The sequence below is a fragment of the Streptomyces sp. NPDC031418 genome (assembly GCF_055581605.1).
Genome location: NZ_JBVIJC010000003.1, coordinates 85,850 through 109,079, shown reverse-complemented (window position 1 = coordinate 109,079; position 23,230 = coordinate 85,850). Strand labels below are relative to the sequence as shown.

The following is a 23,230-nucleotide window of genomic DNA, read 5'->3' as shown; positions in this document are numbered from 1 at the left end:
TCGGTCTTGCGCCATATCTATCCCTGCCCGCTGCGCTGGTCGGACATGGACGCGTACGGCCATGTCAACAACGCGGTCTTCCTGCGCTACCTGGAAGAGGCCCGGATCGACTTCCTGTCCGGTCCGGACAAGGACTTCCGGCAGGGGTCGGTGGTGGCCCGCCATGAGATCGACTACAAGCAGCAGCTCGTCCACCGGCCCCGGCCGGTGGACGTGGAGCTGTGGATCACCCAGATCCGGGCCGCGTCCTTCACCGTCTCGTACGAGGTGAAGGACGGGGACGTCGTGTACGTGCGGGCCTCCACCGTCGTCGTCCCCTTCGACTTCGAGACCCAGCGGCCGCGCCGGATCACCGGCGAGGAGCGGGAGTTCCTGGAGCGGTACATGGACGAGGCCGACGAGTCGGAGGCCGTCGCCGCATGACGGTGCTCCACCTCGCCGACGAGACGGAGGCGGCGGACCTCGCCGCCTTCCTCTCCCGGCTGCTCCACTACGACCGTGGAGCAGCGGTGCGCCTCCAGGCGGCCGGCACCGCACTGGCCGTCTTCGGCCGCCCCCCGTCCTTCGAGGTGCTGGCGGTCCGCGCGGTCCGGCTGGCGAAGCCGTACGAGGACGGTCTCGACGTCACCCTCGACATGACCGTCTCCGCCGGCGAGTTCCTGGAGTCCGTGTCCGAACGGGCGGCCACCGCGGCCGTGCCGGGCGCGGTCACCGGGCCGCCGTGGGCCGGTGTGCTGCCGCCGCGCGGCGGCTGGCGGCCGGTGCCGGGCCTGCCCGCGCCGGACGTGCTGAGGGCGACCGTCTCCGCCGCGGTGAGCGAGTTCCGCTCGCGCACCGCCGGGCTGGCGCCCGAGGCACGGACCCGGGCCGAGCTGGACGCCATCGGGCGGGACATCTGGTCCCGGGAGATCGCGGCCACCGGACTTCCGGTACGGGCCGTGCACGCGGCCCAGTCCCTGGGCTTCCTGCGGCCCGGTACGACCGAGGCCGGCACCGGGCTGTTCACCTCGGGCGCGTGGCTGCGGCTGCGCACCCCCTACGGGTCCGTCGCCGTACGCCGGGCCGGGCTCGGCACGCTGGGCGTCACCGTCCGCTGAGCCCGGGCATCACCCCCGGCCCTCACCGTCCGCTGAGCCCGGGCATCACCCCTTGCCCGGCCCCGGCCGTCACCGTCCGCTGAGCCCGGGCATCACCCTTTGCCCGGCCCCGGCCGTCACCGTCCGCTGAGCCCGGGCATCACCCTTTGCCCGGCCCCGGCCGTCACCGTCCGCTGAGCCCGGGCATCACCCCTTGCCCGGCTCCGGCCGTCACCGTCCGCTGAGCCCGGCGCAACGGCTTCGTCCTCAGTCCGGGGTGTTGACCATCGACGCGGCAGCGTACGTCAGGTAGTTCCACAGCGTCCGCTCGTGCTCCTCGGACAGCCCCAGCTCCTCCACGGCCACCCGCATGTGCCGCAGCCAGGCGTCGTGCGCCGCGCGGTCCACCGTGAACGGGGCGTGCCGCATCCGCAGCCGGGGATGGCCGCGGTTGTCGCTGTAGGTGGTGGGACCGCCCCAGTACTGCATCAGGAACAGGGCCAGCCGCTCCTCGGCCGGGCCCAGGTCCTCCTCCGGGTACATCGGCCGCAGGAGGGGATCCCCGGCGACTCCCTCGTAGAAACGGTGGACCAGCCGACGGAAGGTCTCCTCCCCGCCGACCTGCTCGTAGAAGGTCTGCTCCTGAAGCGTGCCGCGCCGAATCTCATTCACCCGTCCATGGTCTCAGACGCGGTGGCGGAGGACTCCGGCCTTAGGACCCCTGCCCACCGGACACCCCTACTGTGGAGCCATGGGTGCCTACGACGCCGAGACCGAGGGTCCGGCCGCCGCGGCGCGGGCCGCGCTGGTGCGGGAGATCGACGCCGACGGGGCATGGGCCGGGGACCCGGTGTGGCGGGAGGCGTTCGCGGCCGTCCCCCGGCACCTGTTCGTGCCGTACTACTACGTGGCCGGGGCGCGCGGCTACGAGCGCCGCTGGGGCGAGAGTCCCGAGCCCGAGGCCCGCGAGCGCTGGCTGAAGGGCGCCTACGAGGACGTACCGCTGGCCACCCGGCTGCGCGACGGCGAGCTGCTCTCCTCCAGCAGCCAGCCCTCCCTGATGGCGCGGATGCTGGTCGAGCTGCGCGTCGAGGACGGCGACCGGGTCCTGGAGGTGGGCGCCGGCACCGGCTACAACGCGGCCCTGCTCGCGCACCGGCTCGGCGACGACGACCTGGTCACCTCCGTCGAACTCGAACCGGAGATCACCGAGTCGGCCCGGCAGCACCTGGCCGCCGCGGGCTGCCGCCCGGTCGTGGTCACCGGCGACGGAGCGCGCGGGGTACCCGAGCGCGCCCCCTTCGACCGGATCATCGCCACCTGCGAACTGCCCACGGTGCCGCGCCCCTGGCTCGCCCAGTGCCGTCCCGGCGCGCGGGTGCTGACGCCGCTGGCGACCGGGCTGATGGCGCTGACGGTGCGGGACCGGGAGCACGCCGAGGGCAGGTTCCTGCCCACGGCCGCCTATTTCGTACCGCTGCGCGGCGGGGGCCGGCCCGAGCCGGACCCGGTGCCGCTGCGCGGCCTGCCGGCCCCGGCCCGCGAGCAGGAGCCGTTCCGCTTCCTGCTCGCGCTGACCCGGGGCACCCTCGATCCGCGGGAGGCCTACGCGCTGTGGGAGCGCGAGGGCCGCCCGGACCGGGAGAGGTACGGCGTCACGGTCGCCGGCGCGCACGCCTGGGCGTGGCTGGACGACCCGGAGGGGCCGTATCGCTGGCCCCTCCCGTGAGACGTGTCCGGCGCCGCCGTCAGCCGCGGCGGACGGTGATCGTCGTCCAGGCGCCCACGTGCACCCGGTCGCCGTCCTGCAACGGCACCGGCACGAACGGCTGGATCGGTTCTTCGGACATGTTGACCGTGGTGCCGTTCGTCGAGTTCTGGTCGACGACCGCCCAGCTGCCGTCCGGCTGCTGCACGAGCACCGCGTGCTGGTGCGAGACGCCCGGGTCCTCCGGCGGCACCGACAGGTCGATGTCGGGGGTGTCGCCGGTGGAGTGCCGGCGGCGGCCGATGGTGATCTGGTCGCCGGTGAGCGTGCGCTGCTGCTCGGGCGAGTACGCGGGCAGGTTCAGGCCCGCGGCCTCGGGGCCGGAGCGCTGCATCATCGCCATGAAGTACTCGCGGTCCGGGCCGATGGTCGCGGTCCACGGGCCCCGCTGCTGCGGAGCCTGCGGTGCCTGCGGGAAGCCGGGGGCGGCCGGTGCCTGGTTGCCGCCGGGCGGCGGGTAGCCGTAACCGCCGCCGGGACCGCGCTGCGGACCGCCGGCCGGGCCGGTGGAGGACGGCGGGGGGATCACCCAGTCGTCGTCACCGCCCCCGAAGGAGGGGCCACCGGACGGACCGCCGGGACCCGACGGACCCCCGGCCGGCGGACGGCCGGTCTCCGGGAACGCGGGCGGGGCCGGCGGGCCGGCCGGCCGGAACGCCTGCGGGCCACCGCCGGGACCGGTGCCGGGGCCCCCGGCGGGCGGGGCCGGAGCGGGCGGCGGCGGAACCGGACGCGAGGGGTCGGCGCCGAAGCCGGACGGGCCGGGCTCACGGCCGAAGGGCGGCGGGCCGGAAGGCGCCGGCCCGGAAGGCGCGGGGCCGGAAGGCTGTGGGCCCGAGGGCTGCGGGCCGCCGGACGGAGGTGCGGAAGGACCGCCGAAGCCACCGGGACCACCGGGGCCACCCGGACGACCGGGGCCGCCGAAGCCACCAGGACCACCAGGCCCACCCGGACCGCCAGGCCCACCGGGGCCGGCGGGTCCCTGACCGGGCCGCTGGTTCGGCTGCCCGGGTCCGCCGCCGAAGCCGCCGGTGCCGGACGGACCCCCCGGAGCAGCGGGCGCACCGGGCGCACCCGGACCACCCTGCGGGCCGCCCCCGAAGCCACCCGGACCACCCTGGCCACCCGGACCACCCTGGCCACCTTGACCGCCGCCAGCTCCGAAGCCGGAGGCAGGCGGGCCGCCGAAGGGCGGGGCGCTGCCCGGGCCCGGTGAGGTCTGCGGGCCGCGGAACGGCGTCGGGCCCGAGGGCTCGCTGCCGAAGGACGGGATCGGCTCGGCCGGCCGGTTCACCTGCGAGGGCCGCGAGCCCTGGTACTCGTACCCGTCACCGCCGCCGTACGTCGCGCTCGGCGGCTGGAAGCGGGGCTGCGGCGGGCGCGGGGCGGCCGGGGTGTAGGACGTGGCCGTGTTGGTCAGGAAGTTCCACCGGCACTCCTCGCAGAAGGGCGCGCCGCCCTCGCGGGGCGTACGGCACTGCGGGCACAGCTCCGGCTCCGGGTCGGGTACGGCGGACACCGGCGGCCGTCCGCCACCCGGCGCACCGGCGCCGCCCGCGGGCGGCGGGAAGCCGTACCCGCCGGCGGGCGGGGGCGGCGGCGGGGGCGGAGGTACGGCACCGGCCATGCGGTGACCGCAGACCTCGCACCAGTCGTCGGAACCCGACTGGTGTCCGTTCGGGCAGGTCGGCATGTCGGCGCTTCCCCTTCTCCTACGCTTCCAGGGTCGGTACAGGTCGGTACAGGGTCACTTCTTCACACGAACAGTCTTGGTGGACCGGGTCTCCAGCGTCATCTCGTCGGCCTCGGCGACCCTCGTCTTCAACCGCACAGTACCTGTCGCGGCGTCGACCACGTCCACCACCTTCGCAAGCAGTTTCGCAGTATCCGCGTTCCCCGAGACGTTGGCCAGCTGAACCGCCCGCCCCAGTTTGGCCGTTGCTCCATCGAAATCGCCCGCTTTGCGGAGATCGAGCCCTTGCTGGATGACCTGTGCCAGTTCGGCCTGACCGGTGTAGTGGGCGACTTGGGGGTTGATGGCGGTGGAGGCCGTCATGTCGTCGGTCCACACGGCCCGTACCAGGCCCTGCGCGCCGAGGTTCTGTACCGTTCCGTCCGCTTGTGGGACGACCAGCGAGACCCGCGCGGCCAGCATCTCCTGGCCGAGGCCGGCCGGGGGCACCTGTACGCACAGGTGGTAGTCGCGGGACTCGTCGCCCCAGGACCCGGTGGGGTAGTCCCCGGCGCGCGGACCCGCCTCGGTGCGCCGGCCGGTCAAGTCCTCGACCGCGGGCGCGACTTGCTTGACGAATCTGATGGTCGTGCCGACCGGTGTCCACACCCGCAGGACGACGTCGGCGACCTCCTTGCCCATCGCCGTCTCCATCATCCCCGTGAAGTCGGCGGCCAGGCCCGCGGGATCGGCGACGATGTCGGCGGTGCCGAGCAGCGCGGAGGCGATCCCTGTGACTTCTTTCACTTCCCAGTCGGTGCCCACGCCCCGCGCGTCACAGGTGAACCGCCCGGCACAGGCGTCGAGCGCGGCCCGCAGGTCCTCCGGCGACTCGTGCTCGTTGCGGCCGTCGGTGAGCAGGATGCCGTGCCGGATGGTGACGTCCACCGACGACAGCAGCCGGTCGGCGAGCCGCAGCCAGGTGCCGATGGCCGTACCGCCGCCCGCACCGAGCCGGCGCAGCGCGTCCTTGGCCTGGGCGCGGGTGACGGCGTCGGCGACCGCGAGCCGGCCGCCGCCCGGATACACCTCCTTGGCCACATGGGTGCCGCCGATCACCGCGAAGTGGGTGCCGTCGCGCAGGGTGTCGACGGCGGCGGCCGTGGCGTCCCGGGCGTTGCGCATCTTGTCCGGCGGGTAGTCCATCGAGCCCGAGCAGTCCACCATGATCGCCACGGCGGCGGAGGGCCGCTGCCCGGCCGGGTGCACGGGCGCGCCGACGGCGCTGCCGATGGTCCCGCCGCCGGTCGCGGTCACCGTGACGATCGCGTTGACCTCGCGCCCGCCCTCCGGCAGGTACTCGTTCTGGTAGACGTCCATCGAGAACTGCGGCACATGTGACTTCACGAGATTGGCCATGCCTGTCCTGCTCCCCCTCTGAACCCATGGCTGTCGAGTGGACCGGTCCCCTCCGGTCCGGTGCGGCCTCCCCGTCGCCCGAAGGCGGCCTCAGGCCGATCCTGCCCCCTGCGGCGGCGCGGGGAACGGCAGGACCGCCACTGTTACGTTGTCGTGGCCCCCGCCGTCCAGGGCGTGCCCGACCAGCACCCGGGCGCTGTGCAGCGGGCGCACGGCCGCGTCCGCCGGGACGGCCTCGCACATCTCCTCGGCCGTCTCGGCGTAGTTCCACAGGCCGTCGGTGCACACCACCACGACTCCGGGCCGGTCCGGCTTGAAGGCGGCGGTGTGCGGGTCGAGTTCGTAGGCGTCCGCGCCGAGCCAGCCGGTGATCGCGTGGGCGCGCTCGTCGGCGTACGCCTCGGCCTCGCTCATCAGTCCGGCGGCGACCATCTGCGCGGCCCAGGAGTCGTCCTCGGTGAGCCGGGCGGCCGGCGCCGAGCGGTCGGCGGGCACCCAGTAGGCGCGGCTGTCGCCGACCCAGCCGACGACCAGCAGCCCGGCGGCGACGACCGCGCCGACGATCGTGCAGGCCGGGGCGTTCTGGTGCGGGGCGTGCTCGTGCTCGCCGGCGGGCTCGTCGGCCAGGGCGTTGACGGCCTGCGCGGCGGCCACGATCGCCTCGTGCATCGCCTGCTGGGGATGGCTGCCGTGCGGCAGCGCGGCCAGCAGGGTGTCGCCCGCCGCCTGGGCGGCCGCCGCCGACGCCTCGTCGGGGCGGGTCGCGGAGGAGACGCCGTCGCAGACGATCGCGAAGGAGGCCGGGGTGGCGTCGGGCAGCGCGGTGTGGCCGACGGTGAAGGCGTCCTCGTTGCGGTGGTGGCGCAGACCCCGGTCGCTGACCGCGGCGACCGGACCGGACTCCCGCTCCATGTGGTCGCGTTCGCGGGGCTGGGCGTGCCCGCAGTTCTCGCAGTAGCCGTCGTCGTCCACCCGGCCCGCCCGGCAGGCCACGCACACCTGCGCGGGCTCCGCGGCCGGTACGGCGGCCTCCGCGGTCCCCGTGATCTCCGCGGCCTCCGCCGCACGTGGATCGGGGGCCTGGAGCGGGTACTCCTCGGGCTCCTCGGGCCGGTCGAACCGCACCCCGGAACCGCCGACGGCCTCGGCCGGCCCGGTCTGCCCGGCCGGTCCCGCCGGTCCCGCCGGTGGGGCCGGTTCGGGCGCCGGGGGGCTGCCGATGGCCAGGGTCGGATGGTCCTGCTGCGAGGCGGGCACCACCGAAAGGTCGTACCCGCACACTCCGCAGAAGAGATCACCCGACTCCACGGGCTCGGCGCAGCTCGGGCACTTCGGCAGTGCGGCCTGCGGGGGAATCTGCGACATCAACTACACCCACGTCCGGGGGCGGTAACGGTTGGCCCGTTCCACCAGTTCGATCCTCTCCTCGCCGCCGGGCGCCAGCCGGGCCAGCGTGCGGTAGGCGCGCTCCAGGCCGAAGCGCAGACCCCGCTCGTCCAGGCCGCTGCCCAGCAGCACCCGGCCGCCGGCGGCGGGCCGGCCGGCCTGACCACCGGAGAGTATCCAGTCCAGCGCACAGCCGAGGACTTCCGCCGCCAACTGCTCGCGCCGGGCCGGGTCCAGGCCGTACGCCTGGAGCGCCTCCACCTGCCCGGCCGCGGCCGTCAGGTCGTCCAGGGACGACAGGTCGTCCGCGCTCGCCGTACGGCCTCTGAGCCGGGCCCGGACGGCGGCCACCCGGGCGGCCGTGTAGTGGATGGAGGACTCCGGCACCGACTCCAGCGTCCGTACGGCGCCCGGCCGGTCACCGGCGGCGAGCTGCACCCGGGCCAGGCCGAACGCGGCGCTCACCTGGCTCGGGTCGGTCGCCCACACCAGGCGGTAGTACTCCGCCGCGTTGTCCAGCTGGCCCAGCACCTCCGCGCACAGGCCGAGCGCCAGCTTGGGCGCGGTCTCGCCCGGGAAGGCGTCGTAGACCGCGTCGAAGGACAGCGCGGCACCCTCGAAGTCGCCGGTGACCAGCGCGGCCACCCCCCGGTACCAGACGACCCGCCAGTCCTCGGGCCGCTCCTCCTCCAGCTCGGCCAGGCCGGTCAGCGCGGTGTGCCGGTCGCCGCTCTCCAGCCGGGCGCGGAACTGCCGCAGCCGGGTCTCCACGGTCCGGGCGGGCGCCGCCTCCAGCGCGGCGGCCAGCTCGGCCGGGGCGGAGGTCATCAGACCGGCCAGGAAACCCGCGTTGGGGTCCGTGGGGTCCACCAGCGGCACCGGCAGTGCCAGCGCCGCGGCCGCGGTGTCCACCGGCCGGACCAGGGCGGCCGGCGGGGACGGCGCGGCGGCCGGACCGGCCTTCCGCACCGGCCGGGCGCCCAGCCGGGACACCTCGCCGTCGAACCGCGGGAACAGCTCGGTGTCGACGACCCGCACCTCGGGCCCGAACAGCGTGGACAGCGCGGGCCGCGGCTGCCCGGTCTGCACCGCGACCACCTCGCGCAGCACACCCGTCAGCTGCTCGGCCATCTCCTGCGCGGAGCCGAACCGGCGGCCCGGGTCCGGGTCCGTGGCCCGCACCAGCAGCCGGTAGAAGGACTCGTACCGGCGGAACACCTCGATGGTGTCGGGGTCGGGCAGCGAGTCGGCGTACACGTGGGTGTAGCCCTGGAAGTCGAAGCTGAGCACGGCGAGGGTACGGCCCACCGTGTACAGGTCGGACGCCACCGACGGGCCGGTCTCGGCGACCTCCGGGGCCTGGTAGCCGACCGTGCCGTAGATCGCGGACTCGTCGTCGTCCACGCGGCGCACCGCGCCCATGTCGATCAGCTTGAGCTGGTCCTCGGTCTGGATGGCGTTGTCGACCTTGAAGTCGCAGTACAGCAGGTTGCGGCTGTGCAGATGGCCGAGCGCCTCCAGGGCCTCGATGCCGTAGGCGCAGGCCTGCTCCACCGGCAGCGGGTCCCGGCGGCCGTCGGGGCCGCGGCGGGCGTTGGCGATCTCCTTCAGGGACTTGCCGCCGACGTACTCCATGACGATGTAGCCGTCCAGGGAGCCGGTGCGCTGGTCCAGGTGCTCCACGAAGTTGTAGATCCGCACGATGTTGGCGTGCTCGATCTCCGCGAGGAAGCGCCGCTCGGAGATCGCGGCGGCCATCGCGTCCTGGTCGCCGGTGTCCAGCAGGCCCTTGAGCACCACCCACCGGTCGGAGACGGCCCGGTCCACCGCCAGGTATATCCAGCCGAGCCCGCCGTGCGCGAGGCAGCCGGCCACCTCGTACTGGCCGTGCACGACGTCCCCGGCCCGCAGCTTGGGCACGAAGGAGTACGGATGCCCGCACTTGGTGCAGAAGCCCTCCGTGCGCCCCGGCCGGTCGCCCCGGGAGCGGCCCACCGGCGCCCCGCAGTCCGAGCGCGAGCAGAACCGCTTGCGCTCCGGCACCTCCGGGTTGTCCAGCACCATCGCGCGCGGGTCGGGCCGCGGCACCTGCGGCACATGCACCAGTCCGGCGCCCAGCCGCCCGCGGGTCGACGTCCCCGACGACGAACCCGAACTGCGCACCGACACCGAACGGCTGGTGGACCGGCCGGACAGCGAGCGCGACAGCCGCCCGGACACCGAGCGGCGCGACCGAGACGACTGCGACGAGGTCCGCGCCGAACCCCGGGAACCGGCGCTCTGCGCCGAGCCCCGGGTGAGCCCCGTGGGCGCCGAGCCGACCATCCCGGACGCGGAGACGACCGGGGCGAGGCCACAGGTGTCGCAGTACAGCTCGCCACCGCCGACGTCCTCGTACGACCCCTCGCACCCCGGCCGCTGACAGGACTGCCCCGCCTGGCTCATGACTGGTCCTCCCCGCGGTCCTCCGGTGCGCCCGCGCCGATCAGTTCGGCCGCGGTCCGCTGGTAGCGCAGCACGGCCTGTTCCGCCACGCGCAGATCGCAGGGCGCGCTCCACAGCATGCGGCGGGCGGTGTCGTACCGCTCCACCAGCAGCGGGTCCTCGGCGAGGCCGTGCCGGGCGGTCTTCGCCCGGTAGGCGTCGAGCCGGCCGCGCAGCTCGGCCCGGACCGCGAGCGGCGCGGTGACCGCCGTCAACTGCTCGCGGGCCCGCAGCAGTTCCTCCTCCGCCTTGCGCTCCAGCGACTCCAGCAGCGGGGACAGGCGGTGCCACTGGCCCTGCCGCCGGTACTCGGCCGCCGCCGCCAGCTGCTCCTGGAGCACCGTCGGCGGGCCGCTGACCACCGGCACCTCGGTCGCGGCGATCTTCGCCAGCACCTCGCCGCGCGCGGTCCGCGCCTCGGCGAGGGTGCGGTCCGCGCGCGAGAGGACGTCCCGCAGCCGGATCAGCCGCTGCTCCGCGTCCTGGCGCACGGTCAGCACGGCGTCGATCTCCCGGCGCACCTCCTCCAGGGCGCGCGCCTCACGGTCGTACACCGTGGTGTCCGGGCGGCCGCCGCCGGGCGCCGAACTGCCCTCGGCCGGCACCCAGTAGGCGAGCGGGTCGGAGACGACCTCCTCGCGCAGCCGGGTCAGCGTGCGGGTGATCCGCTCCAGGTCGTCGCCGGCCGGGTGCTCGCCGGGGCGCACCCCGACCGAGTGCGCGAGCCCGCGGGTGCGCTGGAGTTCCGCGGCGAGTAAATCGATCCGCGCGGGCAGCGCCGACCAGACCGCGTCGGCGGCGACCACCAGGTCCAGGCTGGTCGCGTACAGCTCGTTCATCCGGTCGACCAGCGCGGCCAGCGAGAAGCTCTCGGCCAGCCGGCCCGCACCGCCGCCGGGCACCGTGACGGCCGTGCCGCGCAGCAGCTCGGTCAGCTCCGCCAGGTCCTCGCGGCTGGACCAGCGGCGCCGGGCCCGGATCTCCCGGGCGGCGCGCAGCGCGTCCGCGTAGGCGTCGAAGTACGCCCACAGCCGGGTGATCCGCTCCTCCGTGGCCTGCCAGCGTTCCTTGGTGACGCCGGTCAGCGCGGCGCCTTCGAGCAGTCTGCGGCCCGCGTGGTCCTGGAGCGCCAGCAGCGAGGTCTCGATCGCCTCGTGCTCCTGGCCGAGCCGCGCCAGCGCACGGTCCACCTCGTCCCGGTCCATCACCGGCCCGGCGGGGTCCGTGACGCCCATCGATCACCTCTCGCTGCTCATGTGCTCTGGCTTGTGTTCCGGTCGGTGCGGGTCAGCCGCCGCGCAGATACCGCGGCGCGGGCGGTCTGGACGCCGAGGAGTCCTTACCCAGGGTCGCCGACAGCCATTTGTCGTACGACGCCTGCCAGCCACCGGCGCGGTAGTCCACCAGGATGCGATTGACCCGGCGTACCAGATCGTCGGCGTCCTTCTTCATCGCCACGCCGTAGTACTCGGTGGTGAACGCCGAGCCCTTCAGCTCGACGGTCGGGTCCTGGGCCGCCTGGCTCGCCGCGAGCGCGCCGTCGGTCACCACCGCGTCCACCTCGCCGAGTTGCAGCCGGACCAGGCAGTCCAGCTGGTTCGGCACGGTGGTGGAGATGTCGGTGGAGGCGGGCAGCACACCGGTCTTCCGGTCCTCGGACAGCTTGGTGTACGCCGTCGAACCGGCGGCCGTGCACACCTTCTTGTGCGCCAGGGTGCCGTTGTAGCCGGTGATCGACGAGGACTTGGGCGCCAGCACCTGCTGCCCGGTCTTGAAGTAGGGGGCGGAGAAGGCGACCTGGCCCAGCCGCAGGCAGGTGATGGTCATGGTCCGTACGACCATGTCCACGCGCCCGTCCTGGATCGCCGGGATCCGCTGGCTGGTCGGGATCGCCTTGAACTGCACGGCGTCCGGATCGCCGAGGATGTCCTGTGCGATCCGGTGCACCAGGTCGATGTCGAAGCCCTCCAGCGCGGCGCCCTCGGTGTTCGGGTTGCGGTAGCCCCAGCGGTAGCTGTTCTGGTCGACACCGACGACCAGCTTGCGCTTGGCGCCCGTCCGCGCCTTGATCGCCTCGATGGTCGGGCCGTCGGCGCCCGACGGCGCCAGGGTCCGGTTCTGCTCCTGGCCGGGCGTGCAGTCGCCGGCGCGGGCCTGGACGCCGTGCGCCACACCCTGGCCGGCCCGCTGCGGCTGCTCCGGCGCCCGCTGGGTGCGCGGCAGCAGCAGCACGAACGCCAGCGCCAGCGCGCACAGCACCGCCATCGCGCCGACCCCGCCCCACCCTCTCAGGGAGGCCCGCGCACGGGTCGCGTCCATCGTCCTGCCCCCTGTCACCGGTACTCCGAAAGCCTGCGCCCGATACCGGCCACGGCCCCGGCCGCGGCCAGCACCGCGAGGACGGCCACCCCGACCGGCAGCCCGGTCATGGCGTCCCGCCCGTCACCGGCGGCCCGCTGGAACTCGCCCTGCTCGTAGGCGATGGCCCGGGCGATGCTGCTGTCGACGCCGTCGAAGCACTCGCCGGTCGCGCCCTTGGCGCCGATCACCTTGTCCAGCGCCTGTTCGTAGTTGCCGTTCTCGTCCTCGGTGCGGGCCGCGGTGTGCCGCTGCTTCCACACCGCCATGTCGCCCCGGGCCGTCTTGACCGGCGTACGGCCGCCCTGGTCGTCGGCGAGCCGGTCCGCCTGGCTCAGGCCCTTGCCGAGCACGGCCAGGTCCTTGTCGAAGGCGTAGTAGTAGGCGTCGTACGTCTCGCCGTCGACCGTGACCGTCTCGGCGCCGCGCGCCACCAGGCTCAGGTTCTCGTTCCCGCGCGCCTTCAGGGAGGCGATCCGGGCGTCGTGCAGGACGGTCAGCGAGCGGACGCCGTGGTCGTAGGAGCCGTCCAGCTCCGAGCGGGCCACCGCGTGCCCCACCACCAGCCACAGCAAGGCCACGGTGGTGGCGGTGGCGGCGGCCACCAGGCCTTCGTTCAGCACCCGGTTGGTACGGCGGTACATACGGCGCTGGGCCCAGCCGAGCGTGGCGAGCGCGAGCACGCCCAGCGCGATCGCCGGCCACGGGAAGGGGGTGGCGTCCGCGTAGTCGGCGGCCAGCCGCTGGTTCTCCTTGGTGTAGAGATCCTCCGCGGCCGGCAGCATCTCCCTCTGCATCTTGCCGTTGGCGTACCGCAGATAGGCGCCGCCGACCGGATAGCCCTGCCGGTTGTAGGTCCGGGCCCGCTCGATCAGGCCCTTGTACTCGGGCAGCAGCCGGTTCAGCCGGGCGATGGTCGCCTCGGAGGCGGAGCCCGGCTCCGCGTTCGCCGCGGCGGTCACCAGCCCGGAGGCGGCCGACCTGATGTCCTTCTCGTACCGCTCCCGGGAGGCCGCGGTCTCCTGGCCGCCCGAGAGGAACCCGCTGGAGGCGGCCGTGTTGGCGTCCGCCAGCGACCGGTAGATGTCGGCCGCGCCCGAGGAGAGCGGCTGGCTGCGGTGCAGCACGTCGTCGGCGGCGGCCGCCCGCTCACTGGTCTGCCAGGCGGTGACGGCGCCGAACGCGACGACGAGCAGGGCGAGCAGCGCCCCGATGATCCGCAGCCGCCCCGGTTCGGTGGTCGCCGCGGCCCGCAGCCGCTCCACCCCCTCGGCGAACGCGGTCCGCCGGCCCGGCGGCACGGCCGCGGGCGGCACGGGCAGGGAGCCGGGAGGCGCCGGCTGCGGGGGAACACCGACCGGCCCGGCCTGCACCGGCGCCGTGCTGCTCTGCGGCGGGTGTGTCACTCGACCTCCCCCATGGTCATCCGTTCGCCGCCAAGTATCGCCGCCGGCACCGACATCCGCACCGGCCTTCCCCCGATCTTGATCGGAACGCAGCGCGCACGGCCCTGGTGACAGCGCACGCTGCTCATGAATACGCCGCGTGCGCATGTTCGGTTCCCCGGGACCAGGGCCTGGGCTCACGGTCCGCGCCGCCAGCGGTGCCCACGCTCACGGCCAGGTGGGGTTGGTCCGGACTGACCGTCACGCACATCGCGGCTCCAACCGGCTCACGGTGCCCTCGGCGATCACCATGGCCTCCTGCCCGCCCGACCGGTACGGTCAGGAGCTGCCCTCCCACCAGGCCCGAGCCCGGCGGCGTGCCGTCGCGTCGGCGTCGAGGTGGTCGAGGCCGAGCAGGGCCGCGCCCAGGACCGGGGGTGCCGTGACGATCTGGACGGCGGCTTTGGGGGCGCGGGTCGCGAGGCGGTCGCGGATGCCGTCGTCGAGGCGGGGGTGGCCGGCCGTCAGGACGCTGCCGCCGAGCAGGACCGGGGTCTCCTCGCCGAGCAGGTCCAGCCGGGTCAGGGCCACCGTCGCCAGCACGGTCACCTCCTCCGCGAGCCGGTCCACCAGCGCGCACGCCACCGGGTCGCCGTCCGTGGCCGTCGCGAAGAGGACCGGGGTCAGCTCGTGCCGGCGGCGGTGCTCGATGCGCTCCAGGTGCAGGGCCTCGATGAGGGCGTACATGGACGGCAGCCCGAAGTGCGCGGGCAGGGTGCGGGCCAGCGCCGTCGGCCCGCCCCTGCCGTCCTCCGCGCGGGCCGCGTGCCACAGCGCCTCCTCGGCCAGGCCCCAGCCCCCGCCCCAGTCGCCGGAGATCCGGCCGAGCGCCGGGAACCGGGCGGTCCGGCCGTCCGGGCGCATGCCCACGCAGTTGATCCCGGCACCGCACACCACCGCCACGCCCCTCGGCTCGGCGACCCCGGCCCGCAGGATCGCGAAGGTGTCGTTGCGCACCTGCACCGACCCGCCCCAGCCCCGCTCCCGCAGCGCGTTCGCCAACCGCTCCTCCTCCACCGGGAGATCGGCGTTGGCGAGACAGGCCGAGACATGGGAGACCGGGCCCGTGCCCGCCTCGGCGCAGGCCCGCGCGACCGGTCCGGCGAGCGCGTCCAGCGCCTGCGCCAGACCCACCGCGGGCGGCCGGAAGCCGCCGCCGCGGGCCGTGGCCAGCACCTCCCCGGCGGTGTCGAGCACGGCCACGTCCGTCTTGCTGTTGCCCGCGTCGATGGCGAGGACGGTCTCGGTCAGGCCCACGCCAGGTACTCCCGGTTGTGCGCGATCAGCCGGTCGGTGAGGGTGTCGGCGTGGTCGTACTGGCCGATCAGCGGGTGGGCGAGCAGGGCGCGGAAGACCCGGTCCCGGCCGCCGCGCAGGGCCGCCTCCAGGGCCAGATCCTCGTAGGCCGTCACGTTGGCGATGAGGCCCGAGTAGAGCGGGTCCAGGGGCGGTACCGGGAGCGGCGCGGGGCCGGCCGGGGAGACGGCCGCCTGCACCTCGATCACCGCGTCGTCGGGGAGGAAGGGCAGTGTGCCCCGGTTGAGGGTGTTGACCACCTGGTACGGGCTGCCCGCGCCGCCCAGCAGGGCCGCCGCCAGGTCCACCGCGGCCTCCGAGTAGTAGGCGCCGCCCCGCCGGGCGAGCAGTTCCGGCTTCTCGTCCAGGGCGGGGTCGCCGTACAGGGCGAGCAACTCCCGTTCCATGGCGGCGACCTCCGCGGCCCGCGAGGGCTTGGTGCGCAGGTCCTGCACGACCTCGTCGTGGGCGTAGTAGTAGCGCAGGTAGTAGGAGGGCACGGTGCCGAGGCGGTCGAGGAGGGGGCGGGGGAGGCGGAGGTCGTCGGCGATGGTGTCGCCGTGGCCGGCGAGCAGGGCGGGCAGGAGGTTCTCGCCCTCGGGGCCGCCCAGGCGTACGGCGGTCTCCCAGGTGAGGTGGTTGAGGCCGACGTGGTCGAGGTGGACGTCCGCCGGGGCGACGCCGAGCAGGGCCGCGAACTTCCGCTGGAGGCCGATCGCCACGTTGCACAGCCCGACCGCCCGGTGCCCGGCCCGCAGCAGGGCGCGGGTGACGATGCCGACCGGGTTGGTGAAGTCGATGATCCAGGCGTCGGGGTTGGCGCGGCGGACGCGTTCGGCGATGTCGAGGACGACCGGGACCGTGCGCAGGGCCTTGGCCAGGCCGCCCGCGCCCGTCGTCTCCTGGCCGACGCAGCCGCACTCCAGCGGCCAGGTCTCGTCCCGCTCGCGGGCCGCCTGCCCGCCGACCCGCAGCTGGAGCAGGACCGCGTCGGCGCCGTCGACGGCCGCGTCCAGGTCGGCGGTGGTGACGACCCGCCCGGGGTGTCCCTGTCGGGCGAGGATGCGGCGGGCCAGGCCGCCGACCAGCTCCAGCCGGTCGGCCGCCGGGTCCACGAGGACGAGTTCCTCGACCGGCAGGGTGTCCCTGAGCCGGGCGAAGCCGTCGACGAGTTCGGGGGTGTAGGTCGAGCCGCCGCCGACCACGGTGAGTTTCATATACGCGTTAACCCTTCACTCCGGTCAGCGTGACGCCCTCCACGAACGCCTTCTGCGCGAAGAAGAACACGAGGATCACGGGCGCCATGACCAGCACGGTGGCGGCCATGGTGAGGTTCCAGTCGGTGTGGTGGGCGCCCTTGAAGGACTCCAGGCCGTAGGAGAGGGTCCAGGCGCCGGGGTTCTCGGACGCGTAGATCTGCGGGCCGAAGTAGTCGTTCCAGGCGTAGAAGAACTGGAAGAGGGCGACGGCGGAGATGCCCGGCTTCGCCATCGGCAGGACGATCCGCAGCAGGGTGCGCAGCTCGCCGCAGCCGTCGACCTTCGCCGCGTCGACGTACTCGTCCGGGATCGTCGTCAGGAACTGGCGCAGCAGGAAGACGGAGAACGCGTCACCGCACGCCATGGGGATGATCAGCGGCCACAGCGTGCCGGACAGGTCCAGCTGCTTCGCCCAGAACAGGTACATCGGGATGACCACCACCTGCGGCGGCAGCATCATCATCGAGATCACCAGCATCAGCACCGGACCGCGCCCCCGGAAGCGGAACTTCGCGAGGGCGTACGCCACGGGGACGGACGACACCACGGTCAGGGCGGTGCCGAGTCCGGCGTACAGGAGCGTGTTGCGCCACCAGGTCGCGAAGCCGGGGGTGTGCAGCACGCGCGTGTAGTTGCCCCACTCCCAGGTGTGCGGGACCAGGTCCCGGCTCAGTGCCTGGCTGTCGCTCATCAGCGAGGTGAGCAGGACGAACACGAAGGGCAGCGTGAAGAAGAGCGCGGCGGCGACGCCGAGGGCGTGGACCGCGACCCATTGGAGGGCGGCCTTGCGGCGAGGTGCGGGCATACGTCAGTCACCTGCCTGGATCAGACCGCCCCGGCGCCGCATCAGCAGCGCGGTGAACGCCATGGACAGGGCGAAGAGGACCAGGGCGACGACGCAGGCGGAGCCGTAGTCGAAGCGCTGGAAGCCGAGGTTGTAGACGAGCTGGGGGAGGGTGAGCGTCGACCGGTCCGGGTAGCCGGGCTCGAACTGGGTGCCGGCGCCCTGGATCACCCCGGAGGCGACCTTCCCGGCGACCAGCGGCTGGGTGTAGTACTGCATGGTCTGGATCACCCCGGTGACGACGGCGAACAGCACGATCGGGGAGATGTTCGGCAGGGTGACGTACCGGAACCGCTGCCAGGCCGAGGCGCCGTCCAGCTGGGCGGCCTCGTACTGCTCGGCCGGCACGTCGAGCAGCGCGGCCATGAAGACGACCATCAGGTCGCCGATGCCCCACAGGGCCAGCAGGGTCAGGGCCGGCTTGGACCAGGCGGGGTCGTCGAACCAGCCCGGCGCCGGCACCCCGGCCTTTTCCAGGACGGAGTTCACCGGGCCGGTACCGGGGTTGAGCAGGAATGCGAACGCCATGGTCGCCGCGACCGGCGGGGCCAGGTACGGCAGGTAGAACAGGGTGCGGAAGACGCCTGTGCCGGTCTTGATCCGGGTGATGAGCAGACCGACGCCGAGCCCGAAGAGGACCCGGAGCGTCACCATCACCCCCACCAGCCACAGCGTGTTGCGCAGCGCGGGCCAGAAGAGCGGGTAGTGCGCGAAGACGTACGTCCAGTTCCGGGTGCCGCTCCACACCGGTGGCCGGAAGCCGTCGTAGTGCATGAAGGAGAAGTAGACGGTGGAGGCGAGCGGGTAGGCGAAGAAGACCGCGAAGCCGGTCAGCCAGGGCGACAGGAAGGCGAGGGTGCGCAACGCGGCGCGGCGGCGCTTGGCGGCGAGGGTGGCGGGGCCCATCGGCTACTTCGCCTGGGCGATGTCGGTGTCGATCTGCGCGGCCGTGGAGCGCAGACCGGCCTGGAGGTCGGTGGCCTTGCCGCTTTCGTAGGCGTAGCCGAACTGCTGGATCGTCACCAGGTACTGGCCGCCGTTGACGGAGGCGGGGGTGGTGGTCGAGTCCGGGTTCGCGGCGATGTCCAGGAAGGTCCTGAAGCGGGGGTCGTACCTGAGCTTGGGGGACTTCAGCGCGGCGAGGGTGGAGGGCACGTTGTGGATGGCGTTGGCGAAGCCGACCACGGCGTCGGTGTCCGTGGTGATGTACCGGACGAACTCCCAGGCCGCGTTCTGCTTGTGGCTGGTGGCGGCGATGCCCGTGACGGTGCCGGTGAGATAGCCCTTGCCGTACCGGCTCGCCTGGTCGTCGGGCACGGGCAGCGGGGCGACGCCGATCTCGAACCGGGGCCTGGCGGCGAGGGCCATGCCGAGCCGCCACTCGCCGTCCATCTGCATGGCGACCTGGCCGGTGTGGAAGGGGTGCCGGGGGCCCCACTCGTCGCCGAGCGTGGCGCGGTACCGCTCCAGCCGGCGGAATCCGCCGAGTTCGTCCACCAGCTGCTTCTGGAGCGTGAAGCCCCGCGCGAACGCCGGGTCCCGGGCGAGGTTGGACCTGCCGTCCCGGTCGAAGTACACCGGGGAGAACTGGGCGAGGTAGTGCTCGGTGGTGGACTCCCAGCCGTGGTAGTCCGGCATGAAGCCGAGCTGCCGGTAGGAGTCCCCGTCGGGGACGGTCAGCTTCTTCGCGTCGGCCGCGAACTCCGACCAGGTCCGCGGTGGGCGGGCGATCCCGGCCTTCCGGAACGCCGTCCTGTTGTAGTACAGCCCGTACGCGTCGCCCAGCAGCGGCGCCGTGCAGCGGACGCCGTCGTACTGGGTGTACTCGTTCATCGCCTTGGGGAAGGTGGCGGCCGGGTCGATGCGGGACTTGCGGAAGAAGGGGTTCAGGTCGACCAGCGCGCCCGAGGAGCAGAACTTGCCCACGTTGTTGGTGGTGAAGGAGGAGATGACGTCGGGCGCCCGGTCGCCGCCGGAGCGCAGCGCCTGGTTGATCTTGTCGTCGGTCATGTCGCCGACGACGTGGACGTGGATGTTGGGGTGCGCCTTCTCGAAGCCGGCGACCAGCGAGCGGACCGCGGCGACCTCGCCGGGGGCGCTCCAGGCGTGCCAGAAGGTGATCGTGGTGTCCTTCGTGGGGTCGTCCGTGGCGCCGGAGGCGGACTGTCCCGTGCAGGCGGTGGCGGTGAGCAGCGCGGCGGCCGCGGTGAGGGCGAGGGCCGCTTTCCGGACGGGTCTCGGTATGGCTGTGCGCATGACAATCTCTCCCACGGGTGGCGGGCGGGGGACGGGGCAGGGGATGCCTCAGCCGGTGCGGCGCGAGGTGTCGAAGACCTCGTCGCGGGTGGCCGCGAGCGCGGACTCCAGGGCGCCGCGCAGGACGGGGTGTTCGCGGACGTCACCGAGGACGAGCCGGGGGCGGGTCGCCGCCAGCTCCGCCAGCTCGCCCTGGACGAGACCGCGCAGCACCTCGCCGCCGGCGGTCAGACAGGCGCCGCTGAGCACGACGAGTTCGGGGTCGAGCACGGAGACGAGCGAGGCCAGACCGGTGGCCAGCCGGGTCGCGTAGGCCTGGAGCAGCTCCCGGTGCGGGCCGTCGGCGCGGTCGGCGGCGCGGGCGAGGAGCGTGGCGGCCGCCTCGGGGTGCGGCCCCGACGGGATGTCCCCGACGCCGAGTTCGCGGGCCAGTTCCGGTACCGCCTGGGAGCCGGCCAGCTCCTGGTAGCCGCCGCTGTTGGCCCGGGTCACCCGGCGGACCAGGGGGGCGCCCGGCACCGGCAGGAAGCCGACCTCGCCGGCGCCGCCGGTCCAGCCCCGGTGCAGCCGGCCGCCGAGGACCAGGGCGGCGCCGAGGCCCTCCTCGTTCCACAGCAGCACGAAGTCCGTGTGACCGCGGGCGGCGCCGAGCCGCTGTTCGGCGAGGGCGACGAGGTTGACGTCGTTCTCGTACTCCACCGGCATGGGCAGCGCGGCGGCGAGGTCGTCGAGCAGCGCGGGGGAGTGCCAGCCGGGCAGATGGGAGGCGTAACGCAGCCGGCCGGTGGTGGGGTCGAAGGCGCCGGGCGTGCCGATCACCAGCCGGTGCACGTCGCCGCGCGCGAGCCCCGCCGCCTTCACCGCGCCGTCGAGGGCGTCGGTGACCTGCCGGACGACGGGGTGCGCCGGGCGCCGGCCGGGGGTGCGCAGCTCGTACGACCCGACGGTGCGGCCGGTGATGTCGGCGACGGCGGCGCGGATGCGGTGCGGGGTGACGTCCAGCCCGGCGGCGTACGCGGCCGCCGGGTTCACCGCGTACAACTGCGCACCCGGGCCCGGCCGGCCCTCGCTGGTGCCGGTGACCCGGACCAGGCCGGCCGCCTCCAGGCGGGCCAGCAGCTGGGAGGCGGTGGGCTTGGACAGGCCGGTGAGCTTGCCGATCCGGGTGCGGGACAGCGGCCCCTGCGCCAGCAGCAGGTCCAGGGCGGCGCGGTCGTTCATGGCGCGCAGGACGCGCGGGGTGCCCGGCGTACCGGCGGTTCCTGCCATGGGATCCATCCTGCCCTTCCACTGTTAGGAAAGTTTCCTGTCCCGACGGGAGGAACGTAAGCGCAGCGGGAAAGGGGCGTCAAGGGATACGACCCGGATGCCGGTCCCTATAGTCACCGCGACGGCCTACGGCGAACGGTGGACGGGTCATGGACAGGGTGCTGCTGGTCAGGCTGTGGCTGTCGGCATTCGGGAGCTTCCTGCCGCTCCTGGTGGGGCTGGTCCTGAAGGGCGCCGTGCAGGACGGGTTCGGCTGGGCGCTGGCCGAGGAGGTGACCCTGGTATCGCTCGTCTGGGCGGTGCTGGGTCTGCTGTGCGCGCTGTACGTGTGCGGCGCGCTGGCGCGCGGCGCGCGGGGCACCGGCATCCCGGTCACCGCGGCCGCGCTCGACGCCGTACAGCAGCACACCTTCTCCGCGGAGCGGGCCGAGCGGCTGCGGGCGGCGCTGGCGAAGGACGGACGGGCGGTCGAGGTGCGGGACGGGGAGCGGGTCGAGTTCGGCTGGCGGCCGTTCCGGGGTCGCCGCTCGGTCGCCGGCTCGCTGGCCTTCGACCCCGAGTCCGGAAAGGCGCTGCTGCGGGTCCGGGCGGCCGACGCGGTGATGCGGGGCCCGGGGCGGAGCCGGGCGAGCGCGTTCGTCGCGCTGTGTCAGCTGGCGCGGCTGGTCCCCGACCAGGGGGAGGAGGCACCGGCGGCGGGTTCCGCGCCGGTGCCGCTCCAGGGGTTCGCTACTTCGCCGGCGGAGCCTGCCGCTGGGTCGTGATCGGGGTCGTCGCCGCCACCTGCGGGGAGTCCGTGTTGGCGAAGACCGAGGGGGCCGCCACCGCGGCCGCCGGGTCGGGGGCGTCCACCGGGTCCTCCACCGACGTCGCGCCGCCCACGATGCGGATGTGCGCCGCGTCGAACGCCCGCTTGATCCGCCAGCGCAGCTCGCGCTCGACCGTCACCGCCTTGCCCGGCATCGTCTTGGCCGAGACCCGCACCACCATCGAGTCGATCAGCACCGAGTCCAGGCCCAGGACCTCCACCGGGCCCCACAGCAGCTCGTTCCAGGGCTCTTCCTTGCTCATCCGCTCCGCGACGTCGTCCAGCGTGGCCTTGACCCGGTCCAGGTCCTCGGACGACTTCACGGTGACGTCCACGCCCGCCGTCGCCCAGCCCTGGGAGAGGTTGCCGATCCGCTTGACCTCGCCGTTGCGGACGTACCAGATCTCGCCGTCCGAGCCGCGCAGCTTGGTCACCCGCAGCCCGACCTCGATCACCTCGCCGGTGGCCACGCCCGCGTCGATCACGTCACCGACGCCGTACTGGTCCTCCAGGATCATGAACACACCGGAGAGGAAGTCGGTGACCAGGTTCCGGGCGCCGAAACCGATCGCCACACCCGCGACACCCGCCGACGCCAGCAGCGGCGCCAGATTGATCTTGAAGGTGGACAGCACCATCAGCGCGGCCGTGCCGAGGATCAGGAAGCTCGCCACCGACCGCAGGACCGAGCCGATCGCCGCCGACCGCTGCCGGCGCCGCTCCGCGTTGACCAGCAGCCCGCCCAGCGCGGTGCCGTCCACGGCCTGCGCGGTGCGGCCCATCCGGTCTATCAGTTTGGTGATCGCCCGCCGCACCGCCGAGCGCAGCGCCACCGCGACGACCACGATCAGCAGTATCTGCAAGCCCATCGCGAGCCAGGTCGACCAGTTCTGCTCGACCCAGCTGGCCGCGTTCGTCGCGCTGTCCTGCGCGTCCCGGAACGAGGGCACGGCCGGTGCGGTCTCGGACGGAGAGGGGGTCGGCGACGCTCCGGCGGCCAGCAGGACGGCGGGCAAGGACGACACGGCAGGTACCTCCAAGGTGCTGCGCGGTCCGGCCGCTGGGGCGGTCAAGGTCACGAAAAGGTCACCGGCCGGACAGGACCACCACACTAACGGGGCATTGTGTGTGCACCGCGCGGATCCGCAAAGGGGAGGCCCAGGAGAGACGCGGCTCACCCCGGCTTGAACAGGCCATGATCCGGGGGATGAATCCCCTGTGGTCGAAAACACTCCCAGCCCGTTACCGGGACATGGTGGCGCGTTCACCAGCCATGAGGGGAGACTGACCTCAGATCGTCCCGGCGCGAGCCACGCGCCGCCGACGCCCAAGGAGGCACCCGTGCCGCATGTCCTGGTCCTCAACGCGTCGTACGAGCCACTCGGCGTCGTACCGCTCCGCCGCGCGCTCGTCCTCGTCCTGGAGAACAAGGCAGTAGCCCTCGAGGAATCCGGCGCCTATATGCACAGCGCAACCGTCACCCTCCCCGCACCCAGCGTGGTCCGGCTCAAGCGATTCGTCCGGGTTCCCTACCGGGGGCCCGTCCCGCTCACCCGCCGAGCGCTCTTCGCGCGCGACGGGGGCCGGTGCATGTACTGCGGTGGCGTCGCAACCAGCGTCGACCACGTCATCCCGCGCAGTCGCGGGGGCAAGCACGTCTGGGACAACGTGGTGGCCTCCTGCCGCCGCTGCAACCACGTCAAGGCGGACCGCCACCTCGTGGAGCTGGGCTGGCGGCTGCGCCACAAGCCCGCCCCGCCCACCGGACTGGCCTGGCGCATCATCGGCACCGGCCATAGGGACCCGCGCTGGCTGCCCTACTTGCAGCCGTACGGCGCGGACGACGCCATGGCCCGGATCGACGGCATCTCCGCCTGACGGTCCGGGCCT

General features: G+C 73.8%; 21 protein-coding genes. 6 read left to right on the top strand and 15 right to left on the bottom strand.

The features are described from left to right. Positions 1–6: 6 nt before the first annotated feature. Both ACZ5CZ_RS04625 and ACZ5CZ_RS04620 read left to right on the top strand, forming a co-directional pair. Positions 7–423 (top strand): acyl-CoA thioesterase, encoded by a 417-nt coding sequence (locus ACZ5CZ_RS04625; protein WP_385847467.1) that lies wholly within the window; start codon positions 7–9, stop codon positions 421–423. Continuing rightward, the gene (locus ACZ5CZ_RS04620; RefSeq protein WP_385847466.1) at positions 420–1,097 is read left to right on the top strand and encodes a DUF8185 domain-containing protein; all 678 of its coding nucleotides are present in this window, start codon (positions 420–422) and stop codon (positions 1,095–1,097) included. Before ACZ5CZ_RS04625 ends, ACZ5CZ_RS04620 begins: the two co-directional genes overlap by 4 nt. A gap of 246 nt (positions 1,098–1,343) precedes the next feature. Here ACZ5CZ_RS04620 and ACZ5CZ_RS04615 read toward each other — a convergent pair whose 3' ends face one another. Beyond that, the gene (locus ACZ5CZ_RS04615; protein WP_385847465.1) at positions 1,344–1,748 is read right to left on the bottom strand and encodes a globin; all 405 of its coding nucleotides are present in this window, start codon (positions 1,746–1,748) and stop codon (positions 1,344–1,346) included. 79 nt (positions 1,749–1,827) lie between these two features. Here ACZ5CZ_RS04615 and ACZ5CZ_RS04610 point away from each other — a divergent pair, with 79 nt between their 5' ends. After that, positions 1,828–2,805, top strand: a complete 978-nt coding sequence (locus ACZ5CZ_RS04610) for a methyltransferase domain-containing protein (RefSeq protein ID WP_468939120.1) — start codon at positions 1,828–1,830, stop codon at positions 2,803–2,805. A 19-nt stretch (positions 2,806–2,824) separates the two neighbouring features. Here the strand turns inward: ACZ5CZ_RS04610 and ACZ5CZ_RS04605 are convergent, their stop codons facing one another. Further along, complete coding sequence (locus tag ACZ5CZ_RS04605; protein ID WP_468939600.1) at positions 2,825–4,333, bottom strand: FHA domain-containing protein; 1,509 nt, start codon at positions 4,331–4,333, stop codon at positions 2,825–2,827. Between ACZ5CZ_RS04605 and ACZ5CZ_RS04600 the strand changes: the two genes are divergently transcribed. Then, positions 4,248–4,478 (top strand): hypothetical protein, encoded by a 231-nt coding sequence (locus ACZ5CZ_RS04600; protein WP_468939627.1) that lies wholly within the window; start codon positions 4,248–4,250, stop codon positions 4,476–4,478. The two genes, ACZ5CZ_RS04605 and ACZ5CZ_RS04600, sit on opposite strands and share 86 nt — an antisense overlap. 113 nt (positions 4,479–4,591) lie before the next feature. Here the strand turns inward: ACZ5CZ_RS04600 and ACZ5CZ_RS04595 are convergent, their stop codons facing one another. The 12 genes from ACZ5CZ_RS04595 to ACZ5CZ_RS04540 all read right to left on the bottom strand — a co-directional run bounded on the left by ACZ5CZ_RS04595 (position 4,592) and on the right by ACZ5CZ_RS04540 (position 20,532). After that, positions 4,592–5,935, bottom strand: a complete 1,344-nt coding sequence (locus ACZ5CZ_RS04595; protein WP_385847461.1) for a vWA domain-containing protein — start codon at positions 5,933–5,935, stop codon at positions 4,592–4,594. 90 nt (positions 5,936–6,025) lie between these two features. Continuing rightward, positions 6,026–7,300 (bottom strand): PP2C family serine/threonine-protein phosphatase, encoded by a 1,275-nt coding sequence (locus ACZ5CZ_RS04590; protein ID WP_468939116.1) that lies wholly within the window; start codon positions 7,298–7,300, stop codon positions 6,026–6,028. 3 nt (positions 7,301–7,303) lie between these two features. Continuing rightward, entirely contained in the window at positions 7,304–9,766 is a 2,463-nt protein-coding gene (locus ACZ5CZ_RS04585) for a serine/threonine-protein kinase (protein WP_468939113.1), read from the bottom strand. Next, on the bottom strand, positions 9,763–11,040 hold the full coding sequence (locus ACZ5CZ_RS04580) for a hypothetical protein (RefSeq protein ID WP_385847457.1): 1,278 nt from the start codon (positions 11,038–11,040) through the stop codon (positions 9,763–9,765). The genes ACZ5CZ_RS04585 and ACZ5CZ_RS04580 overlap by 4 nt, the downstream gene beginning before the upstream one ends. A 52-nt stretch (positions 11,041–11,092) precedes the next feature. After that, positions 11,093–12,124, bottom strand: a complete 1,032-nt coding sequence (locus ACZ5CZ_RS04575) for a glutamate ABC transporter substrate-binding protein (protein WP_468939108.1) — start codon at positions 12,122–12,124, stop codon at positions 11,093–11,095. A 14-nt stretch (positions 12,125–12,138) separates the two neighbouring features. Then, positions 12,139–13,569, bottom strand: coding sequence for a hypothetical protein (locus tag ACZ5CZ_RS04570; protein WP_468939105.1), 1,431 nt, complete (start codon positions 13,567–13,569; stop codon positions 12,139–12,141). 318 nt (positions 13,570–13,887) lie between these two features. Then, on the bottom strand, positions 13,888–14,865 hold the full coding sequence (locus ACZ5CZ_RS04565) for an N-acetylglucosamine kinase (protein ID WP_468939102.1): 978 nt from the start codon (positions 14,863–14,865) through the stop codon (positions 13,888–13,890). After that, positions 14,856–16,121, bottom strand: a complete 1,266-nt coding sequence (locus ACZ5CZ_RS04560) for a 6-phospho-beta-glucosidase (protein WP_468939099.1) — start codon at positions 16,119–16,121, stop codon at positions 14,856–14,858. The genes ACZ5CZ_RS04565 and ACZ5CZ_RS04560 overlap by 10 nt, the downstream gene beginning before the upstream one ends. A 7-nt stretch (positions 16,122–16,128) precedes the next feature. Then, positions 16,129–16,968: a carbohydrate ABC transporter permease gene (locus ACZ5CZ_RS04555; RefSeq protein ID WP_385848157.1), complete on the bottom strand. Its 840-nt coding sequence runs from the start codon at positions 16,966–16,968 to the stop codon at positions 16,129–16,131. A 3-nt stretch (positions 16,969–16,971) separates the two neighbouring features. Continuing rightward, on the bottom strand, positions 16,972–17,913 hold the full coding sequence (locus ACZ5CZ_RS04550) for a carbohydrate ABC transporter permease (protein ID WP_468939095.1): 942 nt from the start codon (positions 17,911–17,913) through the stop codon (positions 16,972–16,974). Positions 17,914–17,916: 3 nt separating this feature from the next. Next, positions 17,917–19,263 (bottom strand): ABC transporter substrate-binding protein, encoded by a 1,347-nt coding sequence (locus tag ACZ5CZ_RS04545; RefSeq protein WP_468939092.1) that lies wholly within the window; start codon positions 19,261–19,263, stop codon positions 17,917–17,919. 48 nt (positions 19,264–19,311) lie between these two features. After that, on the bottom strand, positions 19,312–20,532 hold the full coding sequence (locus ACZ5CZ_RS04540) for an ROK family transcriptional regulator (RefSeq protein WP_385848152.1): 1,221 nt from the start codon (positions 20,530–20,532) through the stop codon (positions 19,312–19,314). Between the two features lie 149 nt (positions 20,533–20,681). On the opposite strand from ACZ5CZ_RS04540, the gene ACZ5CZ_RS04535 reads away from it, so the two are divergent. Beyond that, a complete protein-coding gene (locus tag ACZ5CZ_RS04535; RefSeq protein WP_468939088.1) occupies positions 20,682–21,296 on the top strand; it encodes a hypothetical protein in 615 nt (204 codons plus the stop codon). Here the strand turns inward: ACZ5CZ_RS04535 and ACZ5CZ_RS04530 are convergent. Next, the gene (locus tag ACZ5CZ_RS04530) at positions 21,262–22,365 is read right to left on the bottom strand and encodes a mechanosensitive ion channel family protein (RefSeq protein WP_385848150.1); all 1,104 of its coding nucleotides are present in this window, start codon (positions 22,363–22,365) and stop codon (positions 21,262–21,264) included. The genes ACZ5CZ_RS04535 and ACZ5CZ_RS04530 overlap by 35 nt on opposite strands. 316 nt (positions 22,366–22,681) lie before the next feature. Here ACZ5CZ_RS04530 and ACZ5CZ_RS04525 point away from each other — a divergent pair, with 316 nt between their 5' ends. Then, positions 22,682–23,218, top strand: a complete 537-nt coding sequence (locus ACZ5CZ_RS04525; RefSeq protein WP_385848149.1) for an HNH endonuclease — start codon at positions 22,682–22,684, stop codon at positions 23,216–23,218. Positions 23,219–23,230: the final 12 nt, after the last annotated feature.

Bases quoted from the DNA above. Each gene is read 5' to 3' on its own strand.
- ACZ5CZ_RS04620 (WP_385847466.1), top strand. From the start codon at position 420: ATGACGGTGCTCCACCTCGCCGACGAGACGGAGGCGGCGGACCTCGCC.
- ACZ5CZ_RS04610 (WP_468939120.1), top strand. From the start codon at position 1,828: ATGGGTGCCTACGACGCCGAGACCGAGGGTCCGGCCGCCGCGGCGCGG.
- ACZ5CZ_RS04595 (WP_385847461.1), bottom strand. From the start codon at position 5,935: ATGGCCAATCTCGTGAAGTCACATGTGCCGCAGTTCTCGATGGACGTC.
- ACZ5CZ_RS04590 (WP_468939116.1), bottom strand. From the start codon at position 7,300: ATGTCGCAGATTCCCCCGCAGGCCGCACTGCCGAAGTGCCCGAGCTGC.
- ACZ5CZ_RS04585 (WP_468939113.1), bottom strand. From the start codon at position 9,766: ATGAGCCAGGCGGGGCAGTCCTGTCAGCGGCCGGGGTGCGAGGGGTCG.
- ACZ5CZ_RS04580 (WP_385847457.1), bottom strand. From the start codon at position 11,040: ATGGGCGTCACGGACCCCGCCGGGCCGGTGATGGACCGGGACGAGGTG.
- ACZ5CZ_RS04575 (WP_468939108.1), bottom strand. From the start codon at position 12,124: ATGGACGCGACCCGTGCGCGGGCCTCCCTGAGAGGGTGGGGCGGGGTC.
- ACZ5CZ_RS04560 (WP_468939099.1), bottom strand. From the start codon at position 16,121: ATGAAACTCACCGTGGTCGGCGGCGGCTCGACCTACACCCCCGAACTC.
- ACZ5CZ_RS04555 (WP_385848157.1), bottom strand. From the start codon at position 16,968: ATGCCCGCACCTCGCCGCAAGGCCGCCCTCCAATGGGTCGCGGTCCAC.
- ACZ5CZ_RS04550 (WP_468939095.1), bottom strand. From the start codon at position 17,913: ATGGGCCCCGCCACCCTCGCCGCCAAGCGCCGCCGCGCCGCGTTGCGC.
- ACZ5CZ_RS04545 (WP_468939092.1), bottom strand. From the start codon at position 19,263: ATGCGCACAGCCATACCGAGACCCGTCCGGAAAGCGGCCCTCGCCCTC.
- ACZ5CZ_RS04540 (WP_385848152.1), bottom strand. From the start codon at position 20,532: ATGGCAGGAACCGCCGGTACGCCGGGCACCCCGCGCGTCCTGCGCGCC.
- ACZ5CZ_RS04535 (WP_468939088.1), top strand. From the start codon at position 20,682: ATGGACAGGGTGCTGCTGGTCAGGCTGTGGCTGTCGGCATTCGGGAGC.